The organism is Janthinobacterium sp. SUN100 (genome assembly GCF_030397705.1).
Lineage (GTDB): Bacteria > Pseudomonadota > Gammaproteobacteria > Burkholderiales > Burkholderiaceae_D > Janthinobacterium > Janthinobacterium kumbetense.
The window spans coordinates 322,456-349,162 of sequence record NZ_JAPUBU010000002.1 but is presented as its reverse complement, the minus strand read 5'-3'; the positions used below and the strand labels follow the sequence as shown (position 1 = coordinate 349,162).

Genomic DNA, 26,707 nt, shown 5'->3' with positions numbered 1-26,707 from the left:
GCCGGGCCAGGGGCGCCGGCGGCAGGGTAGTGCTGGCAAACTGCGTAATCTCATCCCGTGTTTTTCCGGCCTTGCGGCCTGCAGGGTTGCAACGAGGATCACCAGGGCCGCAGGAGCGCGGCGCGACTGCGTACGCGCCCCTGCGGCTGTTGTGGCTACGTTTCCATGAGCATGACCTCAGACATGGAAGTTCGCCGCCGTCAGCTGCGTGATGTTCACGCCGCTCAGCAGCACCAGCGCCGTGTCGATGGCGTTGGCGTTGCTCAGGTCACTCGAGTGATAGACCGTGACGGCGCCGCTGTTTTGCGCATCGGCGATGACGATGTAGCCCTGTCCCGACAAGACGCTGTTGTCGGCCGCGATGGCGCCGGCGGCATCGTGGATCGACACGGCCGTGCTGTCGAAGATGAACAGATTGTCGTTGCCAAAGTCCGTGCTCAGGTTGACGCCCACCGCCACCGCTGCCGTCAGGTGGGCGATGGCCGACATGTCGATCACGTCGCCGCCGGCGGCTGGCAGGCCGGTGCTGAAGTCGCTCACCGTCAGCGGGTTGTGCAGTGCGTTCTGGCTCAGCACGAACAACTGGCTTGCATCCGTCAGGTCGGCGTGGGCCTGGGCTGCCGCTGCCGCTGCGGCTGCGGCGTTTGCCGACACCGTCAGCGAGTTTGCGTCCGTCAGGTCCGCCTGCGCCTGCGCCTGCAGGGCCGCTGCCGCTGCCGCATCCGCTGCCAGGTGCAGGGCGGCGGCGTCCGTCAGGTTGGCCGTCTGCGCCGCGGCCAGGGCGGCGGCCGCAGCCGCATCGGCGGCCTGGGTGAGCGCCACGGCATCGGTCTGGTCGGCCAGCGCTTGCACGGCGGCGGCGTGGGCGGCATCCGCCGCCGATATCACTCCCAGGGCGTTGGCGTCCGTTTGCGCGGCCAGGGCGTTCGCTTGCACCAGGGCCGCATCGGCTGCCTGCGCGTTGGCGTTGGCCTGAGCCGCCGCCGCATCGTCCGCGTAGGCCGCGTTGGCATTGGCATGCGCCTGAGCCGCTGCTGCCGCCGCGTTGGCGGCGGCGGCATCGTCCGCTTGCGCCGCCTGGAAGGCCAGCAGCGAGGCGGCTGCCTGGGCCTGGGCCAGCGGCGCGGCCGCATCGGCGGCATGGGCGGCCAGCGCGGCTGCGGCCGCATTGTTCGCGTTGACGGTGGCCGCTGCCGCTGCCGCATCGTCGGCCTGTGCCTGTTGCGTGATGGCCAGCGAAATGGCGGCCTGGGCGGCGGCCGCCGCCGCGGCGTCATCGTCGTTCTGCGCCGCGGTGGCGGCGGCCAGAGCGGTGGCTGCCGTTGCCGCCGTGCTGACGGCGAGGGCATCGGCGGCGATGGCTGCCGTGTGCGCGGCGGTGGCGGCGGCGGCATTTGCCGCCGCCTGGTTGGCGGCCGTGTCGTCGGCTTGTGCTGCCTGGGCGGCGAGCAGTGCCGCTGCTGCCGCCGCGGCGCTGGCGGCGGCGGCGACATCGGCGGCTGCTGCTGCCGTCGCTGCCGCTTGTGCGAGGGAGGCGGCGGCTGCGGCGTCCGCTGCGGCCTGGTCGTCGGCGACGGCGGCGTTGTGCGCTGCCTGGGCGTTGGCGGCGTTGGCCGCGGCCAGGGCGGCTGCCGCATCGTCGGCCTGGGCTGCCTGCGTGGCTGCCAGGGTAATGGCGGCCGCGACGGCCGCTGCCGCGGCGGCGGCATCGGCGTCGTGCGCGTTTTGCGCCGCCAGCTGGGCGGCGGCGGCTGCAGCTGCGGTGGCGGCGACGTTGGCGTCAGCGGCGAGGGCCGCGTTCAATGCCAGTTGCGCATTCGCGGCGGCCGTGGCGGCCGCTGCTGCCGTGGCGTCATCCGCCTGGGCATTGAGCGTGGCGGCCAGCGAGATGGCCGCCTGCGCCGCCGCCGTTGCTGCGGCTGCATCGGCGTTCTGCGCTGCGACGGCCGCCGCATGCGCGGCTGCCGCATTGTTGGCAGCCGTGACGGCCGCCGCATCGTCGGCCTGGGCTGACGCCAGCGCCGCATGGGCGGCTGCCGCATTCGCGTCGGCCTGGGCTGCCGCATCGGACGCATTTTGCGCGGAAATGAGCAGGTTCAGCTTGAGCGTCTTGTCATTGTCGGCGTCCAGGGCGTTGGTATCGGCCGTTACCGCCGCGTTCAGGTTGGCGATGGCCGCGTTGAGCGCCGCATGGGCATTGAGGGCGGCCGTGTCGGCCAGTTGCGCCGCCAGCGTGGCGGCTGCCGACAGGGCTGCCGTGTGCGCGGCACTGGCGGCCGCATCGTCGGCGGCCAGCGCGGCGCTGGCCGCGGCCAGTGCATTGTTGGCCGCCGTGGCGAGGGCCGCCAGGCCGGCGTCGGCCTGCAGCGCGGCGTCGGCAATGATCTGCGCGGCCGCGGCGGCGGCTGCCGTGCTTGCCGCCGTGGCGTCGGCACCCACGGCGGCATTGGTGGCGGCGAGCGAGGCGCTGGCCGTCAGGATTGCCGCGTTGAGCGCCGTCGTGGCCGCATTCAGGGCCGCTTGCGCATTGTTGGCCGCCGTGGCCGCTGCTGCGGCGACGTTGTCGTCGTTCAGGGCCTGGTTCAGGGCGGCCAGTGCGGCTGCTGCCGCCGCCGCCGTCGTGCCGACGGCCAGGTCGGCCGCCTGCGCGGCTTGCGTGGCGGCCAGCGAGATGGCCGCCGTGAGGGCGGCTGCCGCTGCTGCGGCATCGTCCGCCTGCGCATGCTGCGTGGCGGCGGCCGAGATGGCGGCGACGGCGGCGGCAGCGGCGGCGGCCGTATCGGCGGCGGTAGCGGCCGCAGCGGCGGCCGTGGCGTTGGTGGAGTTGAGGACGGCGGCAGCGGCGGCCGCATCGTCGGCCAGTGCCTGGTTCAGCGCGGTCAATGCATTGGCCGCGATGGTGGCGGCGCTGGCGGCCGCATTGTCGGCCAGCTGTGCCGCTTGCGCGGCCGCTTGCGAGGCATTGGCGACGGTGGCGGCCGTGGCGGCGGCCAGATCGTCGGCGACGGCGGCGGCCGTGGCTGCATTGGCCGTGACGGCAGCCGCGGCGGTAGCTGCCGCATTCGCGTCGGCAGCCAGGGCCGCATTCAAGGCGGCCAGGGCATTGGCTGCCGTCGCGGCCGTCGCGGCGGCGGCGGCATCGGCCGCTTGCGCTGCCTGCGCCGCTGCCAGCGAGGTGGCGGCCACGCCGGCGGCGGTCGCCGCGAGAGTGTCGTCCAGCTGCGCCGCCGTGGCGGCGGCCTGCGAGGTCAGGGCCAGCGTGGCGGCGGCGGTGGCGGCATTGTCGGCGGCAATCGCATTGTTCAGCGTGACCAGCGAGGCGGCAGCCGTGGCGGCCGTCGAGGCGGCAGCCGCATCGTCCGCCTGCGCCGACACTGCGGCGGCGTGCGACAGGTTCGCCGTCGTGGCGGCCACGGTGGCGGCCAGCGCGGCCACTAGGTCGAGTGGATGGGCGGTCGAATAGGCGGCCAGGGCGGTGGCATTTGCGGCATCGTTGTTGGCGATGGTGGTCAGCGCGGCCGCGTCCGTCAGCGCCGCCTTGGTGGCGGCCACGGTGGCGGCCGTGACGTCGAGCGTATGCTGGGTGCCCAGCACGACGGCGTCGGTCAGGCCGGCGACGGTGGCGGCGGTGGCGGCGGCCGTGGCATTCACGGTCGCCACCAGGCCCAGGGCGACGGCGTCCGTCAGGTTGGCCGTTGTTTGCGCGGCGGTGGCGGCGGCCGCATCGACGGTGGCCGTCAGCCCCAGGGCCACGGCATCGGTCAGCGCGGCGGTGGCGGCAGCCGTGTTGGCGGCAGCCGTGGCGGCCGCCGAGACGGTGCCCAGGGCAACGGCGTCCGTCAGGTTGGCTGTCGTGGCGGCCAGGCTGGCGGCCGTGTTGGCGGCCGTCGAGACGAGGCCCAGCGCCACGGCATCGGTGAGGTTGGCCGTCGTCTGCGCCGTGGCGGCGAGCGCCGCATCGGCCGTGGCGACGAGGCCTAGGGCCGTGGCGTCCGTCAACGAGGCGGTGGCGGCGGCCGTATTGGCGGCCGTGGTGGCGGCGGCCGAGAGCGTGCCCAGTGCCACCGCATCGGTCAGGTTGGCAACATTCGTCGCCGTATTGGCGGCGGCGGCCGCGGCGGCGGCGGCCAGGCCCAGGGCGGCAGCGTCCGTCAAGTTGGCCGTTGTCAGCAGGGTGGCGGCCAAGGTGGCATCGGCGGTCGAGATCACGCCCAGCGCCGTGGCATCCGTCAGCGCCGCCAGGCTGGCGGCCGAGGCGGCAGCCAGGCCATCGGCGTTGGAAATGAGGCTCAGCGCGATGGCGTCCGTCTGGCCCGCCGTCGTGACGGCTGCGGCGGCGGCCGCATCGGCGGTCGACGACGCCACGGCCAGGGCCGCGGCATCGGTCTGGCCGGCCACGAGCTGTGCCGCGGTCAGGGCGTTTTGCGCCAGCGTATTGGCGGCCGTCAGTGTGCTGACGGCGGCCTGGGCGGCAAGTTCGGCGGCGGCATCGGCGGTGGAGACAAGGCCCAGCGCGCCTGCATCGGTCAGCGCGGCGGTGGCCGCTGCGGCCGTGGCTGCGGTCTGGGCCGCAACGGCGGCGCTGACGGCCGAGATGTCGATCCCGCCCAGCAGGGCAGCCGTTTCCGCCGCCGCAACGGCCGCGGCGGCGGTGTTGGCGAGCGCCACGGCGTCGGTCAGGTTGGCAGTGGTCAGCGCAGTCGCGGCCGCCAGCGCATCGGCGGCGGAGATGCCGGCGAGGAAGAGGGCATCCGTCAGGTTGGCAGTGACGTCAGCATTGTCGGAATCGAGCTGCAAGGCGTTGACGGTGGCCGTCAGGTCGACGACGCTGGTCTGCCCGGCCGTGACGTTGGCGGCCAGGGCGGCGAGGTTGGCCAGGTTGAAGGCATTCAGGGCGACGTTGACGTCCAGCAGGCTCGCTTGCGAATGGGCGGCCGCCGCATCCGCATCGGCCTGGTCGGCAGCTTGCTGCAGAGCAACTACATCGGTCTGATTGGCCACGGCCTGGGCATTCGCGGCATCGCTGGCTGCCGCCGCGTCGGCAGCGGCCAGGGCGGCAGCGTCCGTCTGGTCGGCGGTGGTTTGCGCTGCCAGCGCGGCGGCGGCGTCATTGTCGGAGACGATTTGCAGCGCGGCCGCATCGGTCAGCGCCGCTTGCGTGGCGGCGGCGGTCGAGGTGTTGGCGGCGGCATCGGCCGTGATCTGCAAGGCGGCTGCGTCGCTCAGGTTGGCTGTCACCACGGCGTTGGCGGCGGCAGTGGCGGCAGCGGCGGCAGCGATGTCGAGCGCGGCGGCATCCGTGTTGCCGGCCAGGGTGGCTGCTGTCGCCGCTGCGGCGGCATCGGCGCTGGAAATCAGGGCCAGCGCTGCCGCGTCGGTCAGGTCGGCCTGCGCCTGCGCCGCATCCGACGCCAGGGTGGCCGCATCGGCGATCAGCCCCAGGGTGGGCGCGTCCGTCATGTTCGCTTGTGTCTGCGCATTTGCGGCGTTCGTGGCGGCCGCATCGGCGGCGGCCTGCAGGGCCACGGCATCGGTGGCGTTGGCGATCGAGGCATCCCAGGCGGCTGCGCCGGCGGCGGCGTCCGCTGCCATGGTCAGCGTCACGGCGTCGGTGAGTCCTGCTTGCGTGCTGGCCGCGGCGGCGGCACTCACTGCAGCCGTGGCGGCGATGCCCAGTGCCGCGGCGTCGCTGGCATTGGCGTTGGCGGCCGCATTCGCTGCCGCGGTAGCGGCCGCATTCGAGGCGGCGGTCAGGGCGACGGCATCGGTGGCGGCGGCCACGCTGGCGGCCGCGGCGGCGGTGGCCGCATCGGCATCGGAGATGACTGTCAGGGCGGCGGCGTCCGTCAGGCTGGCCTGTATGCCGGCCGTGACGGCGGCGTTGGCGGCGGCCGTTGCCGCCAGGTCCAGCGCGGCGGCGTCCGTGGCATTGGCCAGCGCCGTGGCGGCGGCCGCGGCGGCGGCATCATTGGCCGAGATGACACCCAGCGCCGCGGCATCGGTCAGCGCCGCCTGGGTGTTGGCGGCGGCGGAGACGACATCGGCCGCATCGGCGATGACTTGCAATGCGGGGGCGTTGGTCTGGTCCGCTTGCGTTTGCGCCGCATCGGCAGCGGCGTGCGCGGCGGCGGCGTTGGCGGCGGCCGTGACGGCAGCCGCATCGGCATTTTGTGCCGACGTGGTGGCGGCCAGCGAAATGGCGGCGGTGGCCGCCGCGGCAGCGGCCGCGTTGTCGTCGGTCGTGGCAGCCGTGGCAGCGGCTTGCGCACCGGGCACGGCGGCTGCCGTGCTGGCGGCCAGCACATCGTCGCTGGTGGCGTTATTGGCTGCGAGCAAGGCTGCTGCCGCTGCAGCTGCCGCGGCAGCAGCCTGCTGGTCGGCGAGCGTGGCCGCATTCGCCGCTGCCAGCGCAGCTGCTGCCGTGGCTGCGGCTGCTGCTGCGGCGGCATCATCGGCCAGGGCACTGTTGGCCGCCGCGACCGCTGCTGCTGCGGCCAGCACGGCCGCGTCGGTAATCGTCGTGGTCGTGGATTGATTTCCCGTGCTACCGCCGGTCGAGCCACCCGTGCCGCCAGTTCCTCCCGTTCCGCCCGTGCCACCGGTTCCTCCCGTGCCCGTGCCGCCAGTGCCGGTCCCGCCCGTACCCGTGCCACCCGTGCCTGTGCCTCCGGTCCCCGTGCCACCGGTGCCGGAACCGCCAGCCGCGGCACCGCCTCCGCCGCCACCGCCTGCTGCGGCGGCTACCAGGCCAAGGCCGCCGAGCGCGCCCAGCACGCCAAGTCCGCCCAGGCCGCCTGCAGCACCGGCGCCTGCGCCCGCTCCAGCTGATGCTCCTGCGACATCCACGACGCTGCCGCTGGGGATGCCGGCGGCGCCTGCGCCGGCGCCTGCCGCGCCCGCCGCACCGCCGTTGTTGTCGCCTTGCGACGTGCCGGGATCGGCACTGCCGTTGCCGGCCTGGCCTGCAGCCGCGCCGCCACCACCGGCCGCCAAGGCGGCTGCAGCCACTGCCGCGGCCGTGCCCAGGGCCGCGGCATTGCCGCTATCGGCGCTTCCCGTGACTTCCACGACATTTTCAGGCGGCATGGTCGCGCTGGCATCGGCCCCTTTTATCAGTTCGTCTTCGTCATACTGCTTGCGGTCGCCGTTTTTCGGATTGAGCGCTTTTTTAGCGGGCGTCGCGATCTTGGCGCCAGCGCCTTCGGCATTGACGGGAACTTGTGCTGGATTTTGGGTGGTGGCCATTTGAAAATCTCCGGAAGAAGGTTATATGTTCGTTTAATTTTTTAAGATATTAAAAAATCAATAATGTGGTTCGTTTCCTTGCTTACTCCGGCGTGGCTTGGGCCGTGGTTGAAATTGGGTATTGCCGATGCAGATGGTGAAAGTAAAACATAACTGGGAAAAAAACGCTGGCGTAATGGAACGCCGGCCCTGAAATATTTAAAATGCCATTTTTGCATTTGTTTTGCATGGCGTTATTTTCTTGCATCCTGTTTTTGCGATAACTGGCTTGCCATCCGATACACCTTGAAAGATAGTGGTATTTACATGCAGGCCGCACCAGCTCTCACTCTGATGGTAGTTTCAATTTTGAAACTTTCAATTTCATTTTAATCATTTTTCATGACTCTATTCTGTCAAGCTTTGCGCAAGCGAATAATCACGGATTGTCACGGAATGGGACTTTTAGGATGAATCCGCTACCCAGTTGCAATGTTTCTGCGATTTTCATCGAAAAAACCCTATCGCTATCGAATTGCTAGTTGTTGCTTTTTTGCATGGTGATTATCAAATTTGATTGGTAATAAAATACGATAGAAATAATTATTTGTAATTTTTATATCGGATTGATGCTATCGAATGAATAGTCTTTATTCGGGGAGGGAATTTTTTAATAATCACTATCAGAAAGGTAGTTATTATTTTCAGATGTTTTGCCAGCGCAGAAATAGAAAACGCCCCGATGGGCGGGGCGTTTTTGAGGGGGAAGAGATAGTGCGCTGTCAGCCTTCCTCGCGCCAGCTGCGCAGGCGGATGGCGGCGTAAATCAGCGCCGCGCCTGCCGCCGCACCGAGCCAGACGGCCGGCAAGGCCAGGCTGGACCAGGAATTGCTGAACACATCGATGCGTGTCATGTGCGATCCCCCCTCTGCCAGGGCGTGCATGCGCGGCAGCAGTTCCGGTTCGAACAGATACCAGCTGCCGGGGAGGGTACCCAGCAGGGCGCGTCCGATGACATTCATCTGTATCCAGCTGACATCGCTTTCCGTCTGCGTCAGCTTGCCGGCCCAGACTGTCAGGATGAGCAGCAGCAACGGCACGCCGACGGCCCACAGGAAGACTTTCGACTTGGCCCAGCTCGATACCATCAGCAGCCAGCCGACAGTCGGCAAGGCCCACAGGCAATACACGGGCAGCAAGCCAAACACGCGCAGCGGTCCCAGGTACAGGCCGGAAGAGCCCAGCAGTTCGGCAAACACGTGGATGCCGTTGGCCGCCAGCACGCCGCTGAGGATCAGGATCAGGGCCAGCGACGTCAGGCTGGCGGCGGCGGCCACGATCAGCGGCGCGACCAGCAGGGCGATGGCCGCTTTCGACAGCACCGTCTGCGCATCCGAGATGGGCAGCGATTTCCAGAACAGCACGCTGCGGTCGCGGCGGTCGTCATGCAGGGCGCTGAGGCAATAGAAAAACACGAGGAAGCCCAGCGCCAGGAACAGCGGTGCGGCCGTGTACGTATAGTTGTTGGCGACGGCGTCGATGATTTCCGTGCGGCGCGGGCCAAAGGTGCGCGTATTGAAGACGGTGCTCCAGGAAATTTCCTCGCCATTGACGATGAGCGCCGTGTGCATTTTGGTCTTTGCGACGGTCGCGGCCGCCATCAGGGCGCCCAGCACCGTCATGACGACGCCGATCACGGCAGGCGTCCACACCAGCATGCCCTTGTGTTCCCACAACTCGCGCCGGAGCAGCCATTGCATCTTGTTTACTGGGGAAATACTCATTGGTACGATCCTTTCATGGTCGCGACAAACAGGTCAGCCAGGCTGGGCGTGCGTACTTCGCCGAGGGCAGCCAGTTGGGTGCGGGCGACGCCATCGAACAGCATCACGGACTTGCCGAACACGCTGCGTTCGCTGATCGGCTGCAGGGCGCGCGCCGGATTGACGTGCTGCGGGCCCACCATCACCTCGATATAGCGCTCACCCACCTCTTCCATGCTGGACGCCAGCACGATCTTGCCGTCGCGAATGAACATCAGGTCGCTGAGGATGTGTTCCACTTCCTCGATCTGGTGCGTGGTGATGACGATGGTCTTGTTTTCATCGAAGTAGTCTTCCAGCAAGTTCTGGTAGAACTGCTTGCGGTACAGGATATCCAGGCCCAGGGTCGGCTCGTCGAGCACCAGCAGCCGGGCGTCGATGGCCATCACCAGCGCCAGGTGCAGCTGCACCACCATGCCCTTCGACATGGCCTTGACCTTTATCTTCGGCGACAGCTTGGTGTGGGCCAGATAGCGTTCGGCCTTGCTGCGGTCGAAACGTGGATGCACGCCGGCAACGAAATCGATGGCGTCGGCCACGCGCAGCCAGCCCGGCAGGATGGCCACGTCGGCGATGAAGCACACGTCGTCCATCAGCGCGTCGCGTTGCACGCGGGGATCGCGCCCCAGCACGGACAAGTCGCCATCGAAGCCCGTCAGGCCCAGGATGGCTTTCAGGGTGGTGGTCTTGCCGGAACCGTTAGGCCCGATCAAGCCGACGATGCGCCCCGGCGCGATATCGAAGCTGATGTTGTCGATGGCCACCTGCTTGCCATACTGCTTGCGCAGGCCGCGCGCGCTGATGACGCTGTCCTTGTTCAATGCATTCATGCGTTCTCTCCGTGTGCGCCGCCGTCGCGGCTCGCTTGCAGCAGTTGATCGAGATCAAGGCCCAGGCGGGTGATGTGTTCCAGCAAGGCTGGCCATTCTTCGCGCAGGAAGCGTTCGCGTTCGCTGGCCAGCAATTTGTCGCGGGCGCCTTCCAGTACATACATGCCGAGTCCTCTGCGTTTTTCTACCAGGGCATCGTCGACCAGTTCCTGGTAAGCGCGCGAGACCGTGATGGGATTCAATTGATAATCGGCCGCCACCTGGCGCACCGAAGGCAAGGCGTCGCCGGACTGCAGCACGCCATCGAGCATCATGCCCACCACCCTGGCCTTGAGCTGGCGGTAGATGGGGCTATTGTCGTTCCATTCCGCGCTCATGGGATGCGCTCCGACAAGGGCGGGGCGGGGCGGCGCGTAAAAAGTGCTGTAGGCATCGAAGCTCCGTGATGTATTGGGTTGGTGTTGTAGTGAACTATAACAGTGTAAATATAAATGTCAACATTTTCATGTTTCTCTATCCATGGAGAAACTATAATGTTGCATGTTTGAGAATCTTACTTGATAACTTTTGGCGTGCATCGTCGCCACAACCATGAAAGCAGAAATGATAAATTGCTTTGGAGAAGTACAAAACCTGTTCAGGCGTGCCGGTTGCGGCGCCGCCCTGTTGGCCCTGCTGAGCGCCTGCGGCGGCGGTTCCGGCGGCGGCACGGCCACGCCGTCCACCACGCCTGCCGTTGAAACGACGCGTTACCTGCTCGGTGGCACGGTCAGCGGCTTGCTGCCTGGCGCCAGCGTCGTGCTGGCGAACGGCACGGATAAAGTGACCGTCACGGCCAACGGTCCCTTCAGTTTTGCCGGCAAGCTGGCGGCGGGCACGGCGTATCAAGGCAAGGTCGACAGCGCTTCCGCCGGCCTGGGCTGCAGCATCGCGCAAGGCGCGGCAACGATGGGCAGCGCCGACGTCAGCACCCTGGCCGTGCGTTGCCTGCCCATCGTGCTGGCGGGCGTGCAGGAGCAGATCCAGCGTGTCGATGGCATGGTGCAGGATGGCGCGGGCAATTATTACTTCGCCGATTCGTCCACGCAGGTGATCCACAAGCTCGCCCCTGACGGCAGCCTCAGTATTTACGCCGGCGTGCCGGGCAAGGCTGGTGCCGTTGACGGGCCTGGGATCAGCGCGACTTTCTATATGGGCGGCGGGCGTGCACCGCTGGCGATCGACGACAAGTCGAATTTGTACGTGGGCGACAGCTGCAATGGACTGGTGCGCAAAATTACGCCAGAAAGGATGGTCACTACTTTGGCCGGCAAGCGCCGCGCCAATTGCAGCGCGATACCGCCCGAGCCGAATGGCACGCCGGTGTATGCCGATGGGCCGGGAGCGCAAGCGGGGTTCGGATGGATCTCCAGCATGGCCGTGGAGCGTAATGGCGATCTGCTGCTCGTCGATGATGGGCAGTTCCAGCTTCGCCGGGTGACGCCAGATGGCGTGGTCAGCTCCGTGCATGTCATGTTTTTCGAACCGAACAGCCAGCTGCGGGCAGGGCAGGTTGGTCAGATTGCGGTCGATGCCAGCGGTCTCATTTATTTGAGCAACTATGGCGGCAGCAAGATATATCGCCTTGATAATAACCAGGCTTTCCTGATGGCTGGCAATGCGAGAACGACTGGCTACGATGGCAAGGGCGTCAATGCCAGCTTCAGGGGCGTACGCAATATGGTGTTCGAGCGCAACGGCAATTTGTTGCTGGTCGACCGCGACGCCATCCGCCGCATGGCGCCCGATGGCGAGGTGACGACGGTCGTGGGGCGCCTGGTGCCTGATGCTGCGGGGAAACCTGTCGACTGGAAAAACCTCGCGCTGATATTGCGCGAGAATTCAGGCGCCATGCTGGTCTTCGATTTTGCCTTGCAACGGCTGAGCCGGGTGGATGCCGGCAACAGGATTACGACCGTGCCGGTCATTCTGAGCGAAGCCGGGCCGGCGGACGGCGTGGGCGCGGCAGCCCGCGTGGGTGCGGTCAGGGCATCGGGCATGTGCAGCGACCCTGCAGGGAATGTCTATCTGCTCGATGCGGCCAACAAGGTATTGCGCCGGCTCGCGCCGAATGGCAAGCTGGAAGTCCATGCGGGGATTGCCGGCCGCGCGGGCAGCGATGACGGACCACGGCTCAGCTCGACCATGCTCAGCCCCGTGGCGATCGCTTGCGGTGCGGATGGCGCCGTGTATGTGGCGGACAGGGCGCCGAATGTATCTTCATTTAATTTGCGCAAGATCAACGCTGACGGGGTCATGTCCACCATCGAGCAATTGCCGACTGGAATGACAGGCATTCAGCAGTATATCCTGGCGATTGACAAGGATGGCTATATCACATGGACGGAGTCCTTCGGCGAGGGCATTTACCGGCGCCCGCCCGGTGGCGTATTTTCCTTGTTTGTATCTTTTGAGACGCTCGCGCGCTCCTTCAGCGACAGCGATTTCGGCTTGCAAGATATTCTGCCCTACAGCATGGTGTTTGACAGCAAGGGGGAGATGTATTTTGATGACTATTATCATCAGGTGGTATTCAAGGTGAATCGTTCCGGCGCCGTGAGCGTGTTTGCCGGCACCCTGTACTCGACTAAAAATATCGACGGTGCACCTGGCGTGGGCAGCCTGTCCTTTGCCGGCATACCCAGCCTGGCCATCGACAAGGCCGACAACCTGTACCTGAGCGGCCAGGATGGCGTGCGCAAGATCGATACGGCCGGGGTCATTTCCACACCGCAACTGGCATGGGGCAATCCCATCGTGGACATCGTGGCTTTTGGCAACGGTACCCTGTATGGCTATACCGCCCGCGCCATCGTCCAGACGCCCTTGCCTTAAGTGGAGCGATGCGCAGGCGCGGCTGGCGACTCCATCAGCCGCGCCTGCAATTCCAGCGCATTGAACAGGGCGGCTCCGGCCGCCGTGTTGTCGAAGATGCACCAGCTATCCGCCTGTGTTTGTGCGTGCAATTCAGCGGCCAGCGCCGCCAGGTAGTCGGCCGGGTAGTCGGAATAGTATATTGTCGGGCTGCCGTGCAGGCGCAGGTAGGCCACTTCCGTCGTCGGCACGTGCGGCCCCGGCTGGCCGGCGGGCGGATCGGCGCGCACGCGCGTGATGCGCTGCGCGGTCAACAGTTCGGTGGCCTGCGCCGCGAACCAGCCTGGGTGGCGCGCCTCGCAAGCGAGCATGCTGCCGAAGCGCTGGCGCAGCGCCTGAAAAAACTGCACGGCCACGTCCGCCTCGAAATGCAGGCTGGGCGGCAGCTGCACCAGCACGCAGCCCAATTTATTTCCCAGTTGCATGACTTCTCCCGCAAAGCGATCCAGTTCGGCCGCACAGTTGCGCAAGCGCCGTTCGTGCGTGATGCTGCGCGGCAATTTCACGCTGAAGCGGAAGTGCTCGGGTGTGCTGGCGGCCCAACGCGCGTAAGTGGCGCTCTGGTGCGGGCGGTAGAACGAGCTGTTGATTTCCGCGCAGGGCAAGACCTGGGCATAGCGCTGCAGGTGGCTGCCATCGAGGGGGAAGTGGCTGGCGGCGGCGCTGGACAGGCTCCAGCCGGCCGTGCCGACGTAATGAGTATGCATGCTGCCATTACAGCAAGGTCGGTCGGGTTCGGCTATCGGACAAACGCCCGTGACGTGGTCGGCGCCAGCCTAGTCGATGATGTCGCCGTTCAAGTCATGGCGCGTGATGTTGCCGCGCGCATCGATGGCGATCCAGCCGCCGCGCGGCTGTTGTGGCGGCGTCACGTCGCATTCCCAGTCGGGCAAGACATAGCGCAAGGTTTCGTCAACTTTATGCAGGGCGGGGCGGTGCGTATGGCCGTGGATCATGACGGTGCTTGCGTGTTCGGCAAATACTTGTGCCACGGCATCGGGCGTGACATCCATGATGTCCATGGATTTTTCGCCATTGTGCTCGCGGCTGCTTTTGCGCAAGCCGTCGATGATCGCCTTGCGCTGCGCCAACGGCATGGATAAAAACTGTTTTTGCCAGGCAGGCTGGCGCACCATGGCGCGAAACTCCATGTATTGGACGTCTTTCGTGCATTCGGCGTCGCCATGCAGCAAGACGATGCGTCGGCCGGCAAGCGTGGCCACGTGCGGTTCGCTGAGCAGGGTGGCGCCGGCGGCGGCGGCAAAGCCGGAGCCGACGAGAAAGTCGCGGTTGCCGGCGATCCAGTAGACGTGCACGCCCGCATCGCTGACGGCGCGGATGGCGGCCGTCATGCGCGCATTGAACGGGTCTTCCAGGTCATCGTCGCCGGCCCAGTATTCGAACAGGTCGCCTAATAGATACAGCGCTTGCGCATATTGCGCATGGTGTTCCAGGAAAGAAAGAAACGCCGCGCTGGTGCGCGGGTGCGAGCTCTGCAAATGCAGGTCGGAAATAAAGAGTGCGGCAGGCATTGTCATCGTTCAACGCTCCCAAAAAGTGATGTACATGGAGAGGCGCAAACGCTGCAATGCCTGTTATTCATGGTGCCAGAGCCGAATTAAGCGGCTTCTACCTTCTCGATGATGACGTCGGTGACTGGCACGTCGGCGAACATGCCGGCGCGCGAGGTTTTCACGGCGCGGATGGCGTCGACGACTTCCTTGCCGTCGGTGACTTTACCGAACACGGCGTAGCCCCAGCCGTCCTGGCCCGGGTAGTCGAGGAAGCTGTTGTTCTTGATGTTGATGAAGAACTGGGCCGATGCCGAGTGCGGGTCCGACGTGCGGGCCATGGCCAGGGTGTAGGTATCGTTTTTCAGGCCGTTCTTGGCTTCGTTTTCCACGGTGGTGTCGGCTGGCTTTTGTTTCATGCCTGGCTCGAAACCGCCGCCCTGGATCATGAAGCCGTCGATGACGCGGTGGAAAATCGTGTTGTCGTAGTGGCCGGCTTGCATGTAGGCCAGGAAGTTGGCAACCGTTTTCGGCGCTTTTTCGGCGTCCAGTTCAGCGGTGATCTTGCCCAGATTGGTGGTGATGATGACGGAGGTCATGATGATCCTTAATAAATTGGATGAATAATTGATTCAGCGGCGCCAGGCAGGCGGGCACCGCAAAAACGCTATTTTACAGTTTTGCGGGCGCTGTCTTGAGTAAAGTCGCCGATTCGATCACCACGGGGGTGACGGGCACGTTCTGGTGCGGGCCCTTGTCCGCCACGGGCACGGCCTTGATCTTGTCGACCACGTCCATGCCGCTGACGACTTTGCCGAACACCGTGTAGCCGAAACCGTCGCGGCCAGGGTAGTCGAGCGGGCCGTTGTCGTTGACGTTGATAAAGAATTGCGCGGTGGCCGAATGCGGGTCGCCCGTGCGCGCCATGGCGATGCTGTAGGTTACGTTCTGCAAGCCGTTCTGCGCTTCGTTCTTGATCGGCGCTTTCGTCGGTTTCTGCTTCATGTTCTTGTCGAAGCCGCCGCCCTGTATCATGAAGCCGTCGATGACGCGGTGAAATACGGTGCCCTTGTAGTAACCGCTGTTGACGTACTGCAGGAAATTGGCCACGCTTTTCGGTGCTTTTTCCTGGTCCAGTTCCAGCACGATCTCGCCCATGCTGGTTTTCAGGGCCACGTGCGGCGTTGGGTCGACGGCGGTCGCCGGAGCGGCTGCCACGACGGCACTGCCCAGGGTCAGGCCGGCAAACAGGGTGCAAAAGCGGGCCAGGAAAGACAGGCGTTTCGTTTTGATTTCTTGCATGAAGGCGTCCTTGATCGTTATTTTTCTTTAAACTTGCTTTAATTGTAAAGAAGTGAAAATTCGGTTGAACATCGTAAAAACCTGATTCATATCGGGCCAGTATGGTTTTTATCAATGTTATACTTGACCGCTAACGCCCTAATTCTAACAAACAAGAACAACAATATAGCGGGTCGTACAGTCTTCGGCGCACACGGCAGTTCTGTGGCGCGGCACCCCCGGTGTCCGCGCCTGTCTGTCGTTTTGCCAGGCTGGCGACCGCTCCACTTGCAAAGCACGATGAGCAATCTAAAGATTTACAACACCCTGGCTCGCGAGAAGCAGGTATTCGTCCCGATGGAAGCGGGCAAGGTTCGCATGTACGTGTGCGGCATGACCATCTACGATTATTGCCATATCGGCCATGCGCGCATGATGATGGCGTTCGACGTCATTTACCGCTGGCTGAAGGCGTCCGGCTTCGACGTCACCTATGTGCGCAACATTACGGACATCGACGACAAGATCATCCGCCGCGCCGTGGAAAACGGCGAGACGATTTCCCAGCTGACGACGCGTTTCACCCAGTACATGGATGAAGACACGGCCGCGCTGGGTATTTTGACGCCCGACCACACGCCGCGCGCCACGGAATATGTGCCGCAGATGCTGCGCCTGATCGAGCAGCTGGAAGCCAAGGATTTGGCTTATCAGGGCGCGGATGGCGATGTGAACTATGCCGTGCGCAATTTCCCCCACTACGGCAAGCTGTCGGGCAAGTCGCTCGACGACCTGCGCGCGGGCGAGCGTGTCGACGTCAACACGGGCAAGCGCGATCCGCTCGACTTCGTGCTGTGGAAGTCGTCGAAAGAGTCGGAGCCGGAAGAAGTCAAATGGGATTCGAAGTGGGGCAAGGGCCGCCCGGGCTGGCATATCGAGTGCTCGGCCATGTCGTGCGCCTTGCTCGGTGAACAATTCGACATCCACGGCGGCGGCGCGGACTTGCAATTCCCGCACCACGAAAACGAGATCGCCCAATCCGAAGGCGCGTTCGGCCATACCAGCGTCAATTACTGGATCCATAACGGCTTCGTGCGCCTGGACAATGAAAAAATGTCCAAATCGCTGGGCAACTTCTTTACCATCCGCGAAGTGCTGCAAAAATTCGATGCCGAAGTGATCCGCTTCTTCATCCTGCGCGCGCACTACCGCAGCCCCCTGAATTACTCGGACGTGCACCTCGATGACGCGCGCCTGTCCCTGACCCGTTTGTACACGGCGCTGGCCGACGTGGTGGTGGAAGAGGGCGCCATCGACTGGAGCGAAGCCCATGCCGTGCGCGTGCGCGAAGCGATGGACGACGATTTCAACACGCCGCTGGCTGTGGCCGCCCTGTTCGACCTGGCAACGGAAGTCAACAAGAGCAAGTCGCCGGCCCTGGCGCGTCAATTGAAGGGCCTGGCGGGCGTGTTCGGCTTGCTCGAGCGCACGCCGCAGCAATTCCTGCAAGCAACCGTCGGCGCGGCCGCCGGCGGCCAGGATGAGGCTGCCGGCATCGAAGCGGCCATCGCGGCGCGCAGCGCTGCGAAAAAGGCGCGCGACTTTGCCCAGTCCGACAAGATCCGCGCCGAATTGTTGGCTGCCGGCATTATTCTTGAAGACAAGCCTGACGGCTCGACCAACTGGCGCCGCGCATGATGCCAACGTCCAGGGAAAACGGGGAAGCCCCGGTGGCGGCGCAGGTGATCCAGGTGCCGCATTACTGGGAAGAGGCGAAGATCGAGCTGATGAAGCGCGACCGCATCATGAAAAAGCTCATCCCGCAATTTGGCGACCTGCACCTGGTCGGCCATAGCGACCCGTTTACCACCCTGGCCCGTTCGCTGGTGGGACAGCAGATCACGCCCAAGGCGGCGGATGCTGCCTGGAAAAAGCTGCTGCTGGCTTGCCCGAAATGCACGCCTTCGCAAGTATTGAAGGCAGGCGCCGAGCAGTTGTCCGCCTGCGGTTTGTCCAAACGCAAGACCGAATACATCCTCGACCTGGCCGACCATTTCAAGGCCAAGCGCGTGCACGCGAGCCAGTGGGACCAGATGGATGACGAAGCCGTCATCGCCGAACTGGTGCAGATCCGCGGCATCGGCCGCTGGACAGCCGAGATGTTTCTGATATTTAATCTGCTCCGGCCGAATGTCTTGCCGCTCGACGACCCCGGTTTGATCCAGGGCATCAGCGTCAATTATTTCTCCGGCGAACCAGTTTCCCGCAGCGATGCGCGCGAAGTTTCCGCCAATTGGGAACCGTGGCGCACCGTGGCGACGTGGTATTTGTGGCGCAGTCTCGACCCTGCAGCTGCCCCTGCCGCATCCGATACAGCCCCCGGCGCACCAGCCGGTACGGTAAAATAAACATAGATGACGCCGCGCGCCCTGGCGCCGTGGCCGGTAAAACCTGGAGGTACAATGACTAAAACGACTTTCCTCAATTTTGAACAGCCGATCGCGGAACTCGATTCCAAGATCGAAGAGTTGCGCTTCGTGCAAGACGATTCGGCCGTCGACATCTCGGAAGAGATCGACCGCCTGGCCAAGAAGAGCCAGCAACTGACCAAGGATATCTACGCCAAGCTGACCCCTTGGCAAGTGGCGCAGATCGCGCGCCACCCGCAGCGCCCCTACACCATGGATTACGTGAATGAAATCTTTACCGATTTCCACGAATTGCATGGCGACCGCAGCTACGCGGACGATTTGTCCGTCGTCGGCGGCCTGGCCCGCTTCAACGGCCAGCCGTGCATGGTCATCGGTCATCAAAAGGGCCGCGACACGAAAGAGCGCGCCATGCGCAATTTCGGCATGCCGAAGCCGGAAGGCTACCGCAAGGCCATGCGCCTGATGAAAGTGGCTGAAAAGTTCAACTTGCCGATCTTTACCTTCGTCGACACGCCAGGCGCCTTCCCCGGCATCGACGCGGAAGAGCGCGGCCAGTCGGAAGCCATCGGCCACAACCTGTATGTGATGGCGGAGCTCAAGGTGCCGCTGATCGCCACCATCATCGGTGAAGGCGGTTCCGGCGGCGCGCTGGCCATCGCCGTGGGCGACGCCGTGCTGATGCTGCAATACTCGACCTATGCCGTGATCTCGCCGGAAGGCTGCGCCTCGATCCTGTGGAAGAGTGCCGAGCGCGCCTCCGACGCGGCCGAAGCGCTGGGCCTGACGGCGCACCGCCTGAAAGCCATGGGCCTGATCGACAAGATCATCAACGAACCGCTGGGCGGCGCCCACCGCGATCCGAAACAGATGGCGACCTTGCTGAAACGCGCACTGGCCGACACCCTGCGCCAGTTCCACGGCATGAAAACCAAGGACTTGCTGGCCGCGCGCCATGAAAAACTGCTGAGCTACGGCAAGTTCAAGGAAACCACGCCGAGCGAGTAAACCATCGCCGGCGCAGGCCGGCAGCAAGAACACCAGGGACAGGCAGCCAAGCGACATCACTCGTTTGGCCACCTGTCCCTCTTTGCATTCCAGGAGTCTTATGAAAAAGCAACAAAACGCCACCGTCGCCGACATCTTCGCCAGCGCGCTGGCAACTTGCGGACCGCAAGCCGGCGAAGCGGTCGGCATCGCCCTCAGCGGCGGCCTCGATTCCTCGGCCCTGCTGCACCTGGCGCATGCCTGGGCGCAAGAGCACGGCGTGGCCCTGCACGCGTTCCACGTGCACCACGGCCTCAGTCCGAACGCGGATGCGTGGCTGGCGCACTGCGGGCAGTTGTGCGCCGGCATGGGCATCGCCTTCGAGGCACGCAAGGTCACGCTGGAAAAGAATGCGAAAACGGGCACGGAAGAGGCGGCCCGCAAGCGCCGTTACGCGGCCCTGGGCGAGCTGTGCGCCGCGCACGGCGTGCGCCTGCTGCTGACGGCGCACCACCAGGATGACCAGGCTGAAACGGTGTTGCTGCAATTGCTGCGCGGCTCCGGCACGGCGGGCTTGTCCGGCATGGATGGCGCCAACAGCGCGCCCGAGCTGCTGGGCAATCCTGACCTGGTGATGGCGCGTCCGCTGCTGCCCGTGTCGCGCAGGCAACTGGAAGCGTACGTGGCGAAACACGCGATCGCGCACATCCACGACGAGTCGAACGACGATCCCCGCTTCGCCCGCAATGCCTTGCGGCACCAGGTGATGCCCGTGCTGGCGCAGGCGTTTCCCGGTTTCCAGGAGCGCTTCGCCCGCAGCGCCCAGCACGCCCAATCGGCGCAGCGCCTGTTGACGGAACTGGCGACGCAGGACCTGGCCGCCTGTCTCGACGGCGACTGCATCGAACTGGCGAAATTGCGTGCGCTGAGCGCGGACCGCTGCTACAACCTGCTGCGCCACTGGTTCGGCACGCGCGGCTTGCGCATGCCGTCGACGGCGTGGCTGGCGGAAATGCTGGCGCAGCTACTGGAGGCGCGGCCCGATGCGCAATTGCTGGTCACGCATCCCGAATGCCACGTGCGGCGCCACCGCGACCGTCTGTACCTGACGCCGAAGCTCGATGACCTGGCCGGCATGCGCGAGCGTGACGATGCGGGCATTCCCGGCCTGGAAAAAGCCAGCCAGGAGTTTGCATGGAAAGGCGAAGCCAGCCTGGCCTTTCCCGCGTATGGCGGCGTGCTGCATTTCGATGCGGTGGACGAAGGGGGGCAGGGTATCGATATTGCCTGGTTGCAATCTCAAACCTTGAGCATCGATTTCCGCCAGGGTGGCGAGCGCTTGAAACTGGCCTTGAACCGTCCCACCAAGAGCTTGAAATACCATTACCAGGCGTTTGACGTGCCCGCCTGGGAGCGCGAACGCCTGCCCCTTGTCTGTGCGGCGCAACAATTGCTGTTCGCGGCTGGTATTGGCCTCGATTGCCATTGCCTGAGCTTGCTGGATCGTCCCCGCGTGGCCTTGCGCTGGGTCTCCTGCTGAGCGTAAGGGCAGCCGCCATGGCCACTCCCGGGGTGGCTGCCAAGCGGCTGCCCATGCGCTCCCGACTGCATGGATTGGTTATTTCCATATACGCAATCGGTATGAGCTAATGCGCTTTTTAGCTTGTTATTTTGCATTGCGGCATGTAGAGTAAAGCCCTCCTTTTTTATTCTTCTTGAGCGGAAACTTCACTCTTATGGCTTTAATCGTCCACAAATATGGCGGTACGTCGATGGGCTCGACTGACCGTATCAAGAATGTCGCCAAGCGCGTTGCCAAGTGGCACGACGCCGGGCATCAAATCGTGGTGGTGCCATCCGCCATGTCGGGCGAAACCAACCGCCTGATTGGACTGGCCAAGGAAATCATGGATCAACCCGATCCCCGTGAACTTGACATGATCGCCTCGACAGGCGAACAAGTGTCCGTCGGCCTATTGTCGATGGCATTGCTGGCGATCGGCAAACAAGCCGTATCCTATGCTGGCTGGCAAGTCGCGATCAAGACCGATTCCGCCTTTACCAAGGCACGCATCCAGTCGATCGATGACGAAAAAGTCAAACGCGACCTCGATGCAGGCAAGATTGTCATCATTACCGGTTTCCAGGGCGTCGACGAACACGACAACATCGCGACCCTGGGCCGCGGCGGTTCGGACACCTCGGCCGTGGCGATCGCCGCCGCCATGAAGGCGGCCGAATGCCTGATCTTCACGGACGTCGACGGCGTCTACACGACCGACCCGCGCGTGGTCTCCGAGGCGCGCCGCCTGAAGACCATCACCTTTGAAGAAATGCTGGAACTGGCTTCGCTGGGTTCCAAAGTGCTGCAGACGCGCTCGGTGGAATTTGCCGGCAACTACCGCGTTCCCACGCGCGTGCTGTCGTCGCTGACCGACCCGATGTTGCCGCTGGAAATAGAAGCCAATTCAGGCACCCTGATTTCGTTTGAGGAAGATACAAACATGGAACAAGCAGTCATCTCCGGCATCGCTTTCAACCGCGATGAAGCCAAAATCACCGTGCTCGGCGTGCCCGACCGTCCAGGCGTGGCGTACCACATCCTGGGACCGGTGGCGGACGCGAACATCGAAGTCGACATGATCATACAGAATCAGTCGGTAGACGGTAAAACGGACTTCACCTTCACCGTCTCGCGCGGCGAATACACGCGCGCGCTGGCCGTGCTGGAAGCGAACCGCGAATCGCTGGGCGCGGCCAGCATCACGGGCGACGCGAAAGTGTCGAAACTGTCCGTCGTCGGCGTGGGCATGCGCAGCCATGTTGGCGTCGCATCGCAAATGTTCCGCACCTTGTCGGAAGAGGGCATCAACATCATGATGATCTCCACTTCCGAGATCAAGATCTCCGTGCTGATCGATGAAAAGTACATGGAACTGGCCGTGCGCGCGCTGCATAAAGCGTTCGAGCTGGAAAAAGCTTAAATATCCAAAAATATTGCCCCACGCCCTTGACCAAAGGGGGGGCAATCGATATTATGACGTTCGTCGCTGCAGCGCAGTTAGCTACAGAGACATAGTTGAGTAATCAGCTAGGAGACGTGGCCGAGTGGCCGAAGGCACATCCCTGCTAAGGATGCATACGGCTTATACCTGTATCGTGGGTTCGAATCCCACCGTCTCCGCCAGAATCAAATAAAAAAGCCTCCCCTGCGGGAGGCTTTTTTATTTGTCTGGACGGAACGGTGGAATTCGAAGGGCTGGGCCGTGCCGGCCCAGCCCTCTCCGAATCGCCCAACCACCGCGCTCCGCGCGGGCCGTTGGCCGCGCAGCGGCCAACGCCTTCCCCCATCTCAGGCTGCAGCAGCCAGCTCCCCCGTCGGCCCCATTCCCTCAGCAATAAATACAACAAGTGACTTAGTGTGAGTATTGACTCTTTGTCATTATGGATAATGGCAATGTTATTAATAAAAATACGCATGCCCAGCCATGCTTCCATTGTCCAGTCCAATCGAGGAGTTGTCATGTCCCACCGCCTTTCCCACAGGTACGTGTCGCTGTGCCTGGCCGCCATGCCGTTCGCTTGCAGTGCCGCCTTCGCCGCGGAAAGCACGGTCAATCTGAATGTCGACCTGAACCTGCAGTCCGTGCCCAAACTCGAGCTGCGCCTGCTGCAGGAGCCGCCGAAGCTGAAGGCGCGCGCCAGGCCCGCCAACCGCGCGGCGAGCAAGCGCGACGAGTACGAGAAAGCGTACGACCTGTACATCCGCTATGCCAACGGCAGCATCTATAACCCGACCACGGCCAAGCATGACAAGGTGCGCCTGCGCTCCTACCAGCAGACGGACGGCTTGGCGCTCGATGGACGCGATGAGAATGCGGCCACCTTCATGGCGCCCACCGTGGTGATGGCGCCGGGGCAAACCGTGCGCTTCAAGCTGCATAACCAGTTGCCGGCGCTGCCGGACGAGCAGTGCGCGACGAGCGATATCAATGCAGCGCGTCCCATTGGCTGCTTCAACGATACCAATCTGCACTCGCATGGTCTGTGGGTCTCGCCCTCGGGCAATAGCGACAACGTGTTGATATCGATCAAGCCTGGCGTGGATTTCGAGTACGAATACAATATTCCCATCGACCATCCGGCCGGCACGTTCTGGTATCACCCGCACCAGCATGGCGCGACGGCGATGCAGGTCGCCAGCGGCATGGCCGGTGCGCTGGTGGTCGAAGGCGACCGTTATCCGAGCGCCACGGCGAATGGCGACCTCGATGTGATACTGAAGCCATTCCAGCCCGACGATGGCAGCGGCAGCGCCGGCGAGGTGATGCTGCTGCAGCAAATTCCCTATGACTGCCCCAGCAACAGCCTGACGCCGACGACGCCGTGCGCCACGGACGGGGTAGGCGTGCTGGAGGATTTCGGTCAGGTCAACGATCCGAATGCCTGGCTGAAGTCGGGCCGCTATACCTCCGTCAACGGCAAGGTGCAGCCGGTGCTGAAGATGAAGACGCAGCGCCTGTACCGCTGGCGCATGATCGACACGGGTTTCCAGGCAACCGTGGTGCTGCGCATCCGCCGCGCGAACGATCCGCAAAAGCTGTTCAAGGCGCTGGGCGTGGCCAACCAGGACAAGGACGTGATGGAGCTATGCGATGGCGAGGACGTCACGCAGTTCGAGGTGGCCAGCGACGGCTTGACGCACGACAGGATCATCCCCAAGACGCTCAATTACCTGCAACCGGGCTACCGCAGCGATATCCTGTTTTCGCTGCCGAAAGCCGGCGCCTATTGCGTGTATGCGGAAACCAACGTCAACAACATGACGACGATGCATGACGTCAACAACACGCGCCTGATCGGCGTGATCGCCGCCAAGACCAACGCCAAGGCATCCGCACGCGTCAGGTCGGGCGAGTCGCCGCGCGATTTCCTGCTGGCCGAGTTGCGCAATGCCGTCCAGAGCCTGCCCGGCGCCCAGTTGCCGGACAGCGTCAAGAGCACGATCCTTGGCGACCTGGAGAATGGTCTCAAGCTCGGCAAGTTCGTCCCGCATGCGGGCTTCAGCGCGGCGGCAAAGGACGCGATGCGCGGCAAGAAGAAGGAGTATGTGACCTTCAATATCGCCAAGTTGGGCGGCAAGGCCCGCTTCATGGTGGAAGGCAAGCCGGAAGACTCGCCGATACCCGAGCTGAAGTATGTCTATGACCCGCACCGCGTCGACCACATGCTGGTGCTGGGCACCGAGCAGATCTGGGAGCTCGCTTCGAAGAATGGCAGCCACCCCTTCCATATCCACGTCAACCCCTTCCAGATCATCGGCATTACCCGCACCGACGGCGGCGCGGTCGATGCGCAATACAAGGACCTGATCGGCACGTGGAAAGACACCTTGCTGGTGATCGAAAAGCACAAGATCGAGATCGCCACGCGTTACCAGCGCTACATCGGCGAATACGTGCTGCATTGCCACATCCTCGAACATGAAGACCAGGGCATGATGCAAAACGTCAAGGTGGTACTGCCGGATGGCAAGGGCGGCGGCGACGCGGGCGGACACGGACACTGACCGTTCCTGGCGGCAGCGCGTCCGGCGCGCTTCCGCCTTTCCCAACCTGTCTTTGGAGCAACTGCCCATGTTACGCATGAAAACTTCCATCCTTCCCCTCCTGGCCGGCTTGCTGTGCGCGGGTGTCTGCACCGCGGTACAGGCGCAGGTTACCGTATCGTGTCGCCCGGAATTGCAGGCCCAGGCGGAGCTGGGTGGCGCGCGCGTCGTGCGCTACCGCAAGAATATCGATGAACTGACCCCGGCCGAGCTTGACGCCTTCAAGCATGCGGTGAGCGAGATGAAACGCAAGAGCCAGGAAAACGTGTATGACCGGCGCGGCTTCCTGTGGCAAGCCTGGGTGCATAACTGCACCTCCGTCGACGTCTTCAATGACCGCCAGGCGGCCTTGCCCGGCGACAAGCTGAAGCAGTTGCTGGGCGATCCGACGCGCAACAGTTGCGACATTGCTTATTTTATCGACAAGGTGGCGACCGAGGACAATGCCCACGAGGAATTCCCGGGCGAGTGCGAGCACCAGAAGAACACCTTTTTGCAATGGCACCGGGCGCAGCTGTACTTTTACGAGCAAGCGCTGCAGGCGGCCGACCCGAACGGCGAACGGGGCCCCAGCACGCGCAACGTCGCGCTGCCGTACTGGAACTTCACCCGCAAGCCTTCCGGCGTGCGCTATCCGAAAGCCTTCGAGGACGTCGATTCGCCGCTGTACGATGCCACGCGCAAGAGGGAGGGGCTCGACAGCTCGCTGGCCACGGCTTCCCCCAACTTGCTGGCCTACCAGATCTACTACATGGATTGGGCCGATTTTGGCGGCGACGAATACGGCAGTCTGGGCGGTGGCAACCTGGAGACGAAGATCCACAATCACATGCACGCCACCTACATGGGCGGCAATATGGGCGACAACGTCACGGCCGGCCTCGATCCGCTGTTCTATGCCTTCCATAATTTCCTCGATTACAGTTTCGAGAGGTGGCTGGACGAGCATGGCGATGCGGGCATACGCGGCAGCGGGCGCACGGCGTTCATGCGCAGCGAGCAGGACGCCAGCTTGCCACGGCCCGTCGGCTGGAGCGCCGGCAGCGGCGATGCCCAGCGCAGCGATTCGGGCGACTATACGGCCAACATGGGCCAGGCGGTGCTGTACTTCGACACCCTCCGGCAAGGCTATGGCTTCCAGCCGCGCTATGGCGGCGAATTTGCCCGCAAGAAGGATATCCAGGCCTTGATCGACCGGCACCAGCAGGCGGGGTTTGTATTCGGCGACAACCAGAAAAGCCTGTTTGCCGCCTTGCTCAGCGACGATGCGGCCGATGGCGCGGTCGCCAGGCCCGACCTCACCGTCACCAGCGCCTACACGATCCCGGCGCGGCGGGTGGCCGGCGACAAGCGGGCGAACATGGTGCTGGACCGCGCGCATGCGGACGAAGACTACAGTTTTCAGGCCGATATCTACCTGTATCCCGCCAAGGTGACTGCGCGCATCGGCGACAAGGCGTTCCGCGACCGCTACCTGGTCACCAGCACCAGCCACTGGGCCCTGTCCGGCGCCCACCAGCATGATAAATATGTCATCGAAACGGATATCACCGGCATCGTCGACAGCCTGGTTCCCAAGAAGCGCAGGCAGGCCTGGCGCATCACGGCGGCCATCACCACGAATGACAAGGGCCGCGGCCTGATACGGCAAGGCGATTTTTCCACGCCCGTGATCCAGGTCGTCGACCGCCGCAAACCTGCCGAAGCCACGTATGAGGAGAGCAAGCCATGAGCGAACGGACCAGCTTCAAGCGCGACGTGCAGGGCCTGTTTTCCCGCTACGTGGCCGACATGAACAAGATCAAGCTGTCGAACCCCGAGTCGACGGGCGTGCAGCGGCTGTACCTGAATGACTATGCGAGCGTGAAGGCGTTTGCCTGGCAAATCCAGGTGGCCATCCACGGTTACGACTATGACAGCCGCAACGCAAAATGGCTGGTGGATGCCGGGCACCGCCTGCGCGCGCCGGGAGGGCGGGAAGGCGAGTATGTCATGTCCGCGCCGCACCCGATGCCGCCCGACGGCCCGATGCCGCAGGAAGGCATCGATATCTTCGACCAGTGGGTCAGGGACGGCATGCAGCCGTGACTCTCAGGCCAAC

General features: G+C 64.1%; 17 protein-coding genes and 1 tRNA gene. 10 read left to right on the top strand and 8 right to left on the bottom strand.

Translation table 11 applies throughout. The features are described from left to right. Nucleotides 1-177: 177 nt before the first annotated feature. From O0881_RS13790 to O0881_RS13775, 4 genes are all read right to left on the bottom strand, one after another. Nucleotides 178-7,245: a hypothetical protein gene (locus O0881_RS13790; protein WP_289911780.1), complete on the bottom strand. Its 7,068-nt coding sequence runs from the start codon at nt 7,243-7,245 to the stop codon at nt 178-180. 761 nt (nt 7,246-8,006) lie between these two features. Further along, a complete protein-coding gene (locus tag O0881_RS13785) occupies nt 8,007-9,008 on the bottom strand; it encodes a hypothetical protein (protein ID WP_289911778.1) in 1,002 nt (333 codons plus the stop codon). Continuing rightward, a complete protein-coding gene (locus O0881_RS13780) occupies nt 9,005-9,877 on the bottom strand; it encodes an ABC transporter ATP-binding protein (protein WP_289911777.1) in 873 nt (290 codons plus the stop codon). Before O0881_RS13780 ends, O0881_RS13785 begins: the two co-directional genes overlap by 4 nt. Then, on the bottom strand, nt 9,874-10,254 hold the full coding sequence (locus tag O0881_RS13775) for a GntR family transcriptional regulator (RefSeq protein ID WP_077402228.1): 381 nt from the start codon (nt 10,252-10,254) through the stop codon (nt 9,874-9,876). The genes O0881_RS13780 and O0881_RS13775 overlap by 4 nt, the downstream gene beginning before the upstream one ends. Nucleotides 10,255-10,480: 226 nt before the next feature. Here O0881_RS13775 and O0881_RS13770 point away from each other — a divergent pair, with 226 nt between their 5' ends. Then, nucleotides 10,481-12,751, top strand: coding sequence for a hypothetical protein (locus O0881_RS13770; RefSeq protein WP_289911776.1), 2,271 nt, complete (start codon nt 10,481-10,483; stop codon nt 12,749-12,751). Here O0881_RS13770 and O0881_RS13765 read toward each other — a convergent pair. The 4 genes from O0881_RS13765 to O0881_RS13750 all read right to left on the bottom strand — a co-directional run bounded on the left by O0881_RS13765 (nt 12,748) and on the right by O0881_RS13750 (nt 15,603). Continuing rightward, on the bottom strand, nt 12,748-13,497 hold the full coding sequence (locus tag O0881_RS13765; RefSeq protein WP_289911775.1) for a DUF72 domain-containing protein: 750 nt from the start codon (nt 13,495-13,497) through the stop codon (nt 12,748-12,750). The two genes, O0881_RS13770 and O0881_RS13765, sit on opposite strands and share 4 nt — an antisense overlap. A gap of 69 nt (nt 13,498-13,566) precedes the next feature. After that, nucleotides 13,567-14,322 (bottom strand): UDP-2,3-diacylglucosamine diphosphatase, encoded by a 756-nt coding sequence (locus O0881_RS13760; protein WP_077402238.1) that lies wholly within the window; start codon nt 14,320-14,322, stop codon nt 13,567-13,569. A gap of 86 nt (nt 14,323-14,408) precedes the next feature. Further along, nucleotides 14,409-14,900 carry a peptidylprolyl isomerase gene (locus O0881_RS13755; RefSeq protein ID WP_070289832.1) on the bottom strand — a complete coding sequence of 164 codons (492 nt, stop codon included), beginning with the start codon at nt 14,898-14,900 and terminating at the stop codon, nt 14,409-14,411. A gap of 73 nt (nt 14,901-14,973) precedes the next feature. Next, complete coding sequence (locus O0881_RS13750) at nt 14,974-15,603, bottom strand: peptidylprolyl isomerase (RefSeq protein WP_289911771.1); 630 nt, start codon at nt 15,601-15,603, stop codon at nt 14,974-14,976. Between the two features lie 279 nt (nt 15,604-15,882). Between O0881_RS13750 and cysS the strand changes: the two genes are divergently transcribed. The 9 genes from cysS (at nt 15,883) to O0881_RS13705 (ending at nt 26,694) form a co-directional block, all read left to right on the top strand. Then, entirely contained in the window at nt 15,883-17,280 is a 1,398-nt protein-coding gene (gene cysS / locus O0881_RS13745; RefSeq protein ID WP_289911770.1) for a cysteine--tRNA ligase, read from the top strand. After that, nucleotides 17,280-17,990, top strand: a complete 711-nt coding sequence (locus O0881_RS13740; protein WP_077409058.1) for a DNA-3-methyladenine glycosylase — start codon at nt 17,280-17,282, stop codon at nt 17,988-17,990. The genes cysS and O0881_RS13740 overlap by 1 nt, the downstream gene beginning before the upstream one ends. Nucleotides 17,991-18,044: 54 nt before the next feature. Beyond that, nucleotides 18,045-19,019 carry an acetyl-CoA carboxylase carboxyltransferase subunit alpha gene (locus tag O0881_RS13735; protein WP_034756951.1) on the top strand — a complete coding sequence of 325 codons (975 nt, stop codon included), beginning with the start codon at nt 18,045-18,047 and terminating at the stop codon, nt 19,017-19,019. A 100-nt stretch (nt 19,020-19,119) separates the two neighbouring features. Next, nucleotides 19,120-20,538: a tRNA lysidine(34) synthetase TilS gene (gene tilS / locus O0881_RS13730; protein WP_289911769.1), complete on the top strand. Its 1,419-nt coding sequence runs from the start codon at nt 19,120-19,122 to the stop codon at nt 20,536-20,538. A gap of 196 nt (nt 20,539-20,734) precedes the next feature. Continuing rightward, the gene (locus tag O0881_RS13725; protein WP_035817435.1) at nt 20,735-21,982 is read left to right on the top strand and encodes an aspartate kinase; all 1,248 of its coding nucleotides are present in this window, start codon (nt 20,735-20,737) and stop codon (nt 21,980-21,982) included. Between the two features lie 110 nt (nt 21,983-22,092). Then, nucleotides 22,093-22,185, top strand: a tRNA-Ser gene (locus O0881_RS13720). Nucleotides 22,186-22,521: 336 nt separating this feature from the next. Then, nucleotides 22,522-24,567, top strand: coding sequence for a multicopper oxidase family protein (locus O0881_RS13715; RefSeq protein ID WP_289911768.1), 2,046 nt, complete (start codon nt 22,522-22,524; stop codon nt 24,565-24,567). A 67-nt stretch (nt 24,568-24,634) separates the two neighbouring features. After that, nucleotides 24,635-26,338 (top strand): tyrosinase family protein, encoded by a 1,704-nt coding sequence (locus O0881_RS13710; RefSeq protein ID WP_289911765.1) that lies wholly within the window; start codon nt 24,635-24,637, stop codon nt 26,336-26,338. Further along, nucleotides 26,335-26,694 carry a hypothetical protein gene (locus O0881_RS13705; RefSeq protein WP_077402257.1) on the top strand — a complete coding sequence of 120 codons (360 nt, stop codon included), beginning with the start codon at nt 26,335-26,337 and terminating at the stop codon, nt 26,692-26,694. The genes O0881_RS13710 and O0881_RS13705 overlap by 4 nt, the downstream gene beginning before the upstream one ends. The last annotated feature ends 13 nt before the right edge of the window (nt 26,695-26,707 follow it).

What these genes read in the sequence shown, in the direction of transcription:
- O0881_RS13790 (WP_289911780.1), bottom strand. Translation starts at nt 7,245, where the DNA reads ATGGCCACCACCCAAAATCCAGCACAAGTTCCCGTCAATGCCGAAGGC.
- O0881_RS13785 (WP_289911778.1), bottom strand. Translation starts at nt 9,008, where the DNA reads ATGAGTATTTCCCCAGTAAACAAGATGCAATGGCTGCTCCGGCGCGAG.
- O0881_RS13780 (WP_289911777.1), bottom strand. Translation starts at nt 9,877, where the DNA reads ATGAATGCATTGAACAAGGACAGCGTCATCAGCGCGCGCGGCCTGCGC.
- O0881_RS13775 (WP_077402228.1), bottom strand. Translation starts at nt 10,254, where the DNA reads ATGAGCGCGGAATGGAACGACAATAGCCCCATCTACCGCCAGCTCAAG.
- O0881_RS13770 (WP_289911776.1), top strand. Translation starts at nt 10,481, where the DNA reads ATGATAAATTGCTTTGGAGAAGTACAAAACCTGTTCAGGCGTGCCGGT.
- O0881_RS13765 (WP_289911775.1), bottom strand. Translation starts at nt 13,497, where the DNA reads ATGCATACTCATTACGTCGGCACGGCCGGCTGGAGCCTGTCCAGCGCC.
- O0881_RS13760 (WP_077402238.1), bottom strand. Translation starts at nt 14,322, where the DNA reads ATGCCTGCCGCACTCTTTATTTCCGACCTGCATTTGCAGAGCTCGCAC.
- O0881_RS13755 (WP_070289832.1), bottom strand. Translation starts at nt 14,900, where the DNA reads ATGACCTCCGTCATCATCACCACCAATCTGGGCAAGATCACCGCTGAA.
- O0881_RS13750 (WP_289911771.1), bottom strand. Translation starts at nt 15,603, where the DNA reads ATGCAAGAAATCAAAACGAAACGCCTGTCTTTCCTGGCCCGCTTTTGC.
- cysS (WP_289911770.1), top strand. Translation starts at nt 15,883, where the DNA reads ATGAGCAATCTAAAGATTTACAACACCCTGGCTCGCGAGAAGCAGGTA.
- O0881_RS13740 (WP_077409058.1), top strand. Translation starts at nt 17,280, where the DNA reads ATGCCAACGTCCAGGGAAAACGGGGAAGCCCCGGTGGCGGCGCAGGTG.
- O0881_RS13735 (WP_034756951.1), top strand. Translation starts at nt 18,045, where the DNA reads ATGACTAAAACGACTTTCCTCAATTTTGAACAGCCGATCGCGGAACTC.
- tilS (WP_289911769.1), top strand. Translation starts at nt 19,120, where the DNA reads ATGAAAAAGCAACAAAACGCCACCGTCGCCGACATCTTCGCCAGCGCG.
- O0881_RS13725 (WP_035817435.1), top strand. Translation starts at nt 20,735, where the DNA reads ATGGCTTTAATCGTCCACAAATATGGCGGTACGTCGATGGGCTCGACT.
- O0881_RS13715 (WP_289911768.1), top strand. Translation starts at nt 22,522, where the DNA reads ATGTCCCACCGCCTTTCCCACAGGTACGTGTCGCTGTGCCTGGCCGCC.
- O0881_RS13710 (WP_289911765.1), top strand. Translation starts at nt 24,635, where the DNA reads ATGTTACGCATGAAAACTTCCATCCTTCCCCTCCTGGCCGGCTTGCTG.
- O0881_RS13705 (WP_077402257.1), top strand. Translation starts at nt 26,335, where the DNA reads ATGAGCGAACGGACCAGCTTCAAGCGCGACGTGCAGGGCCTGTTTTCC.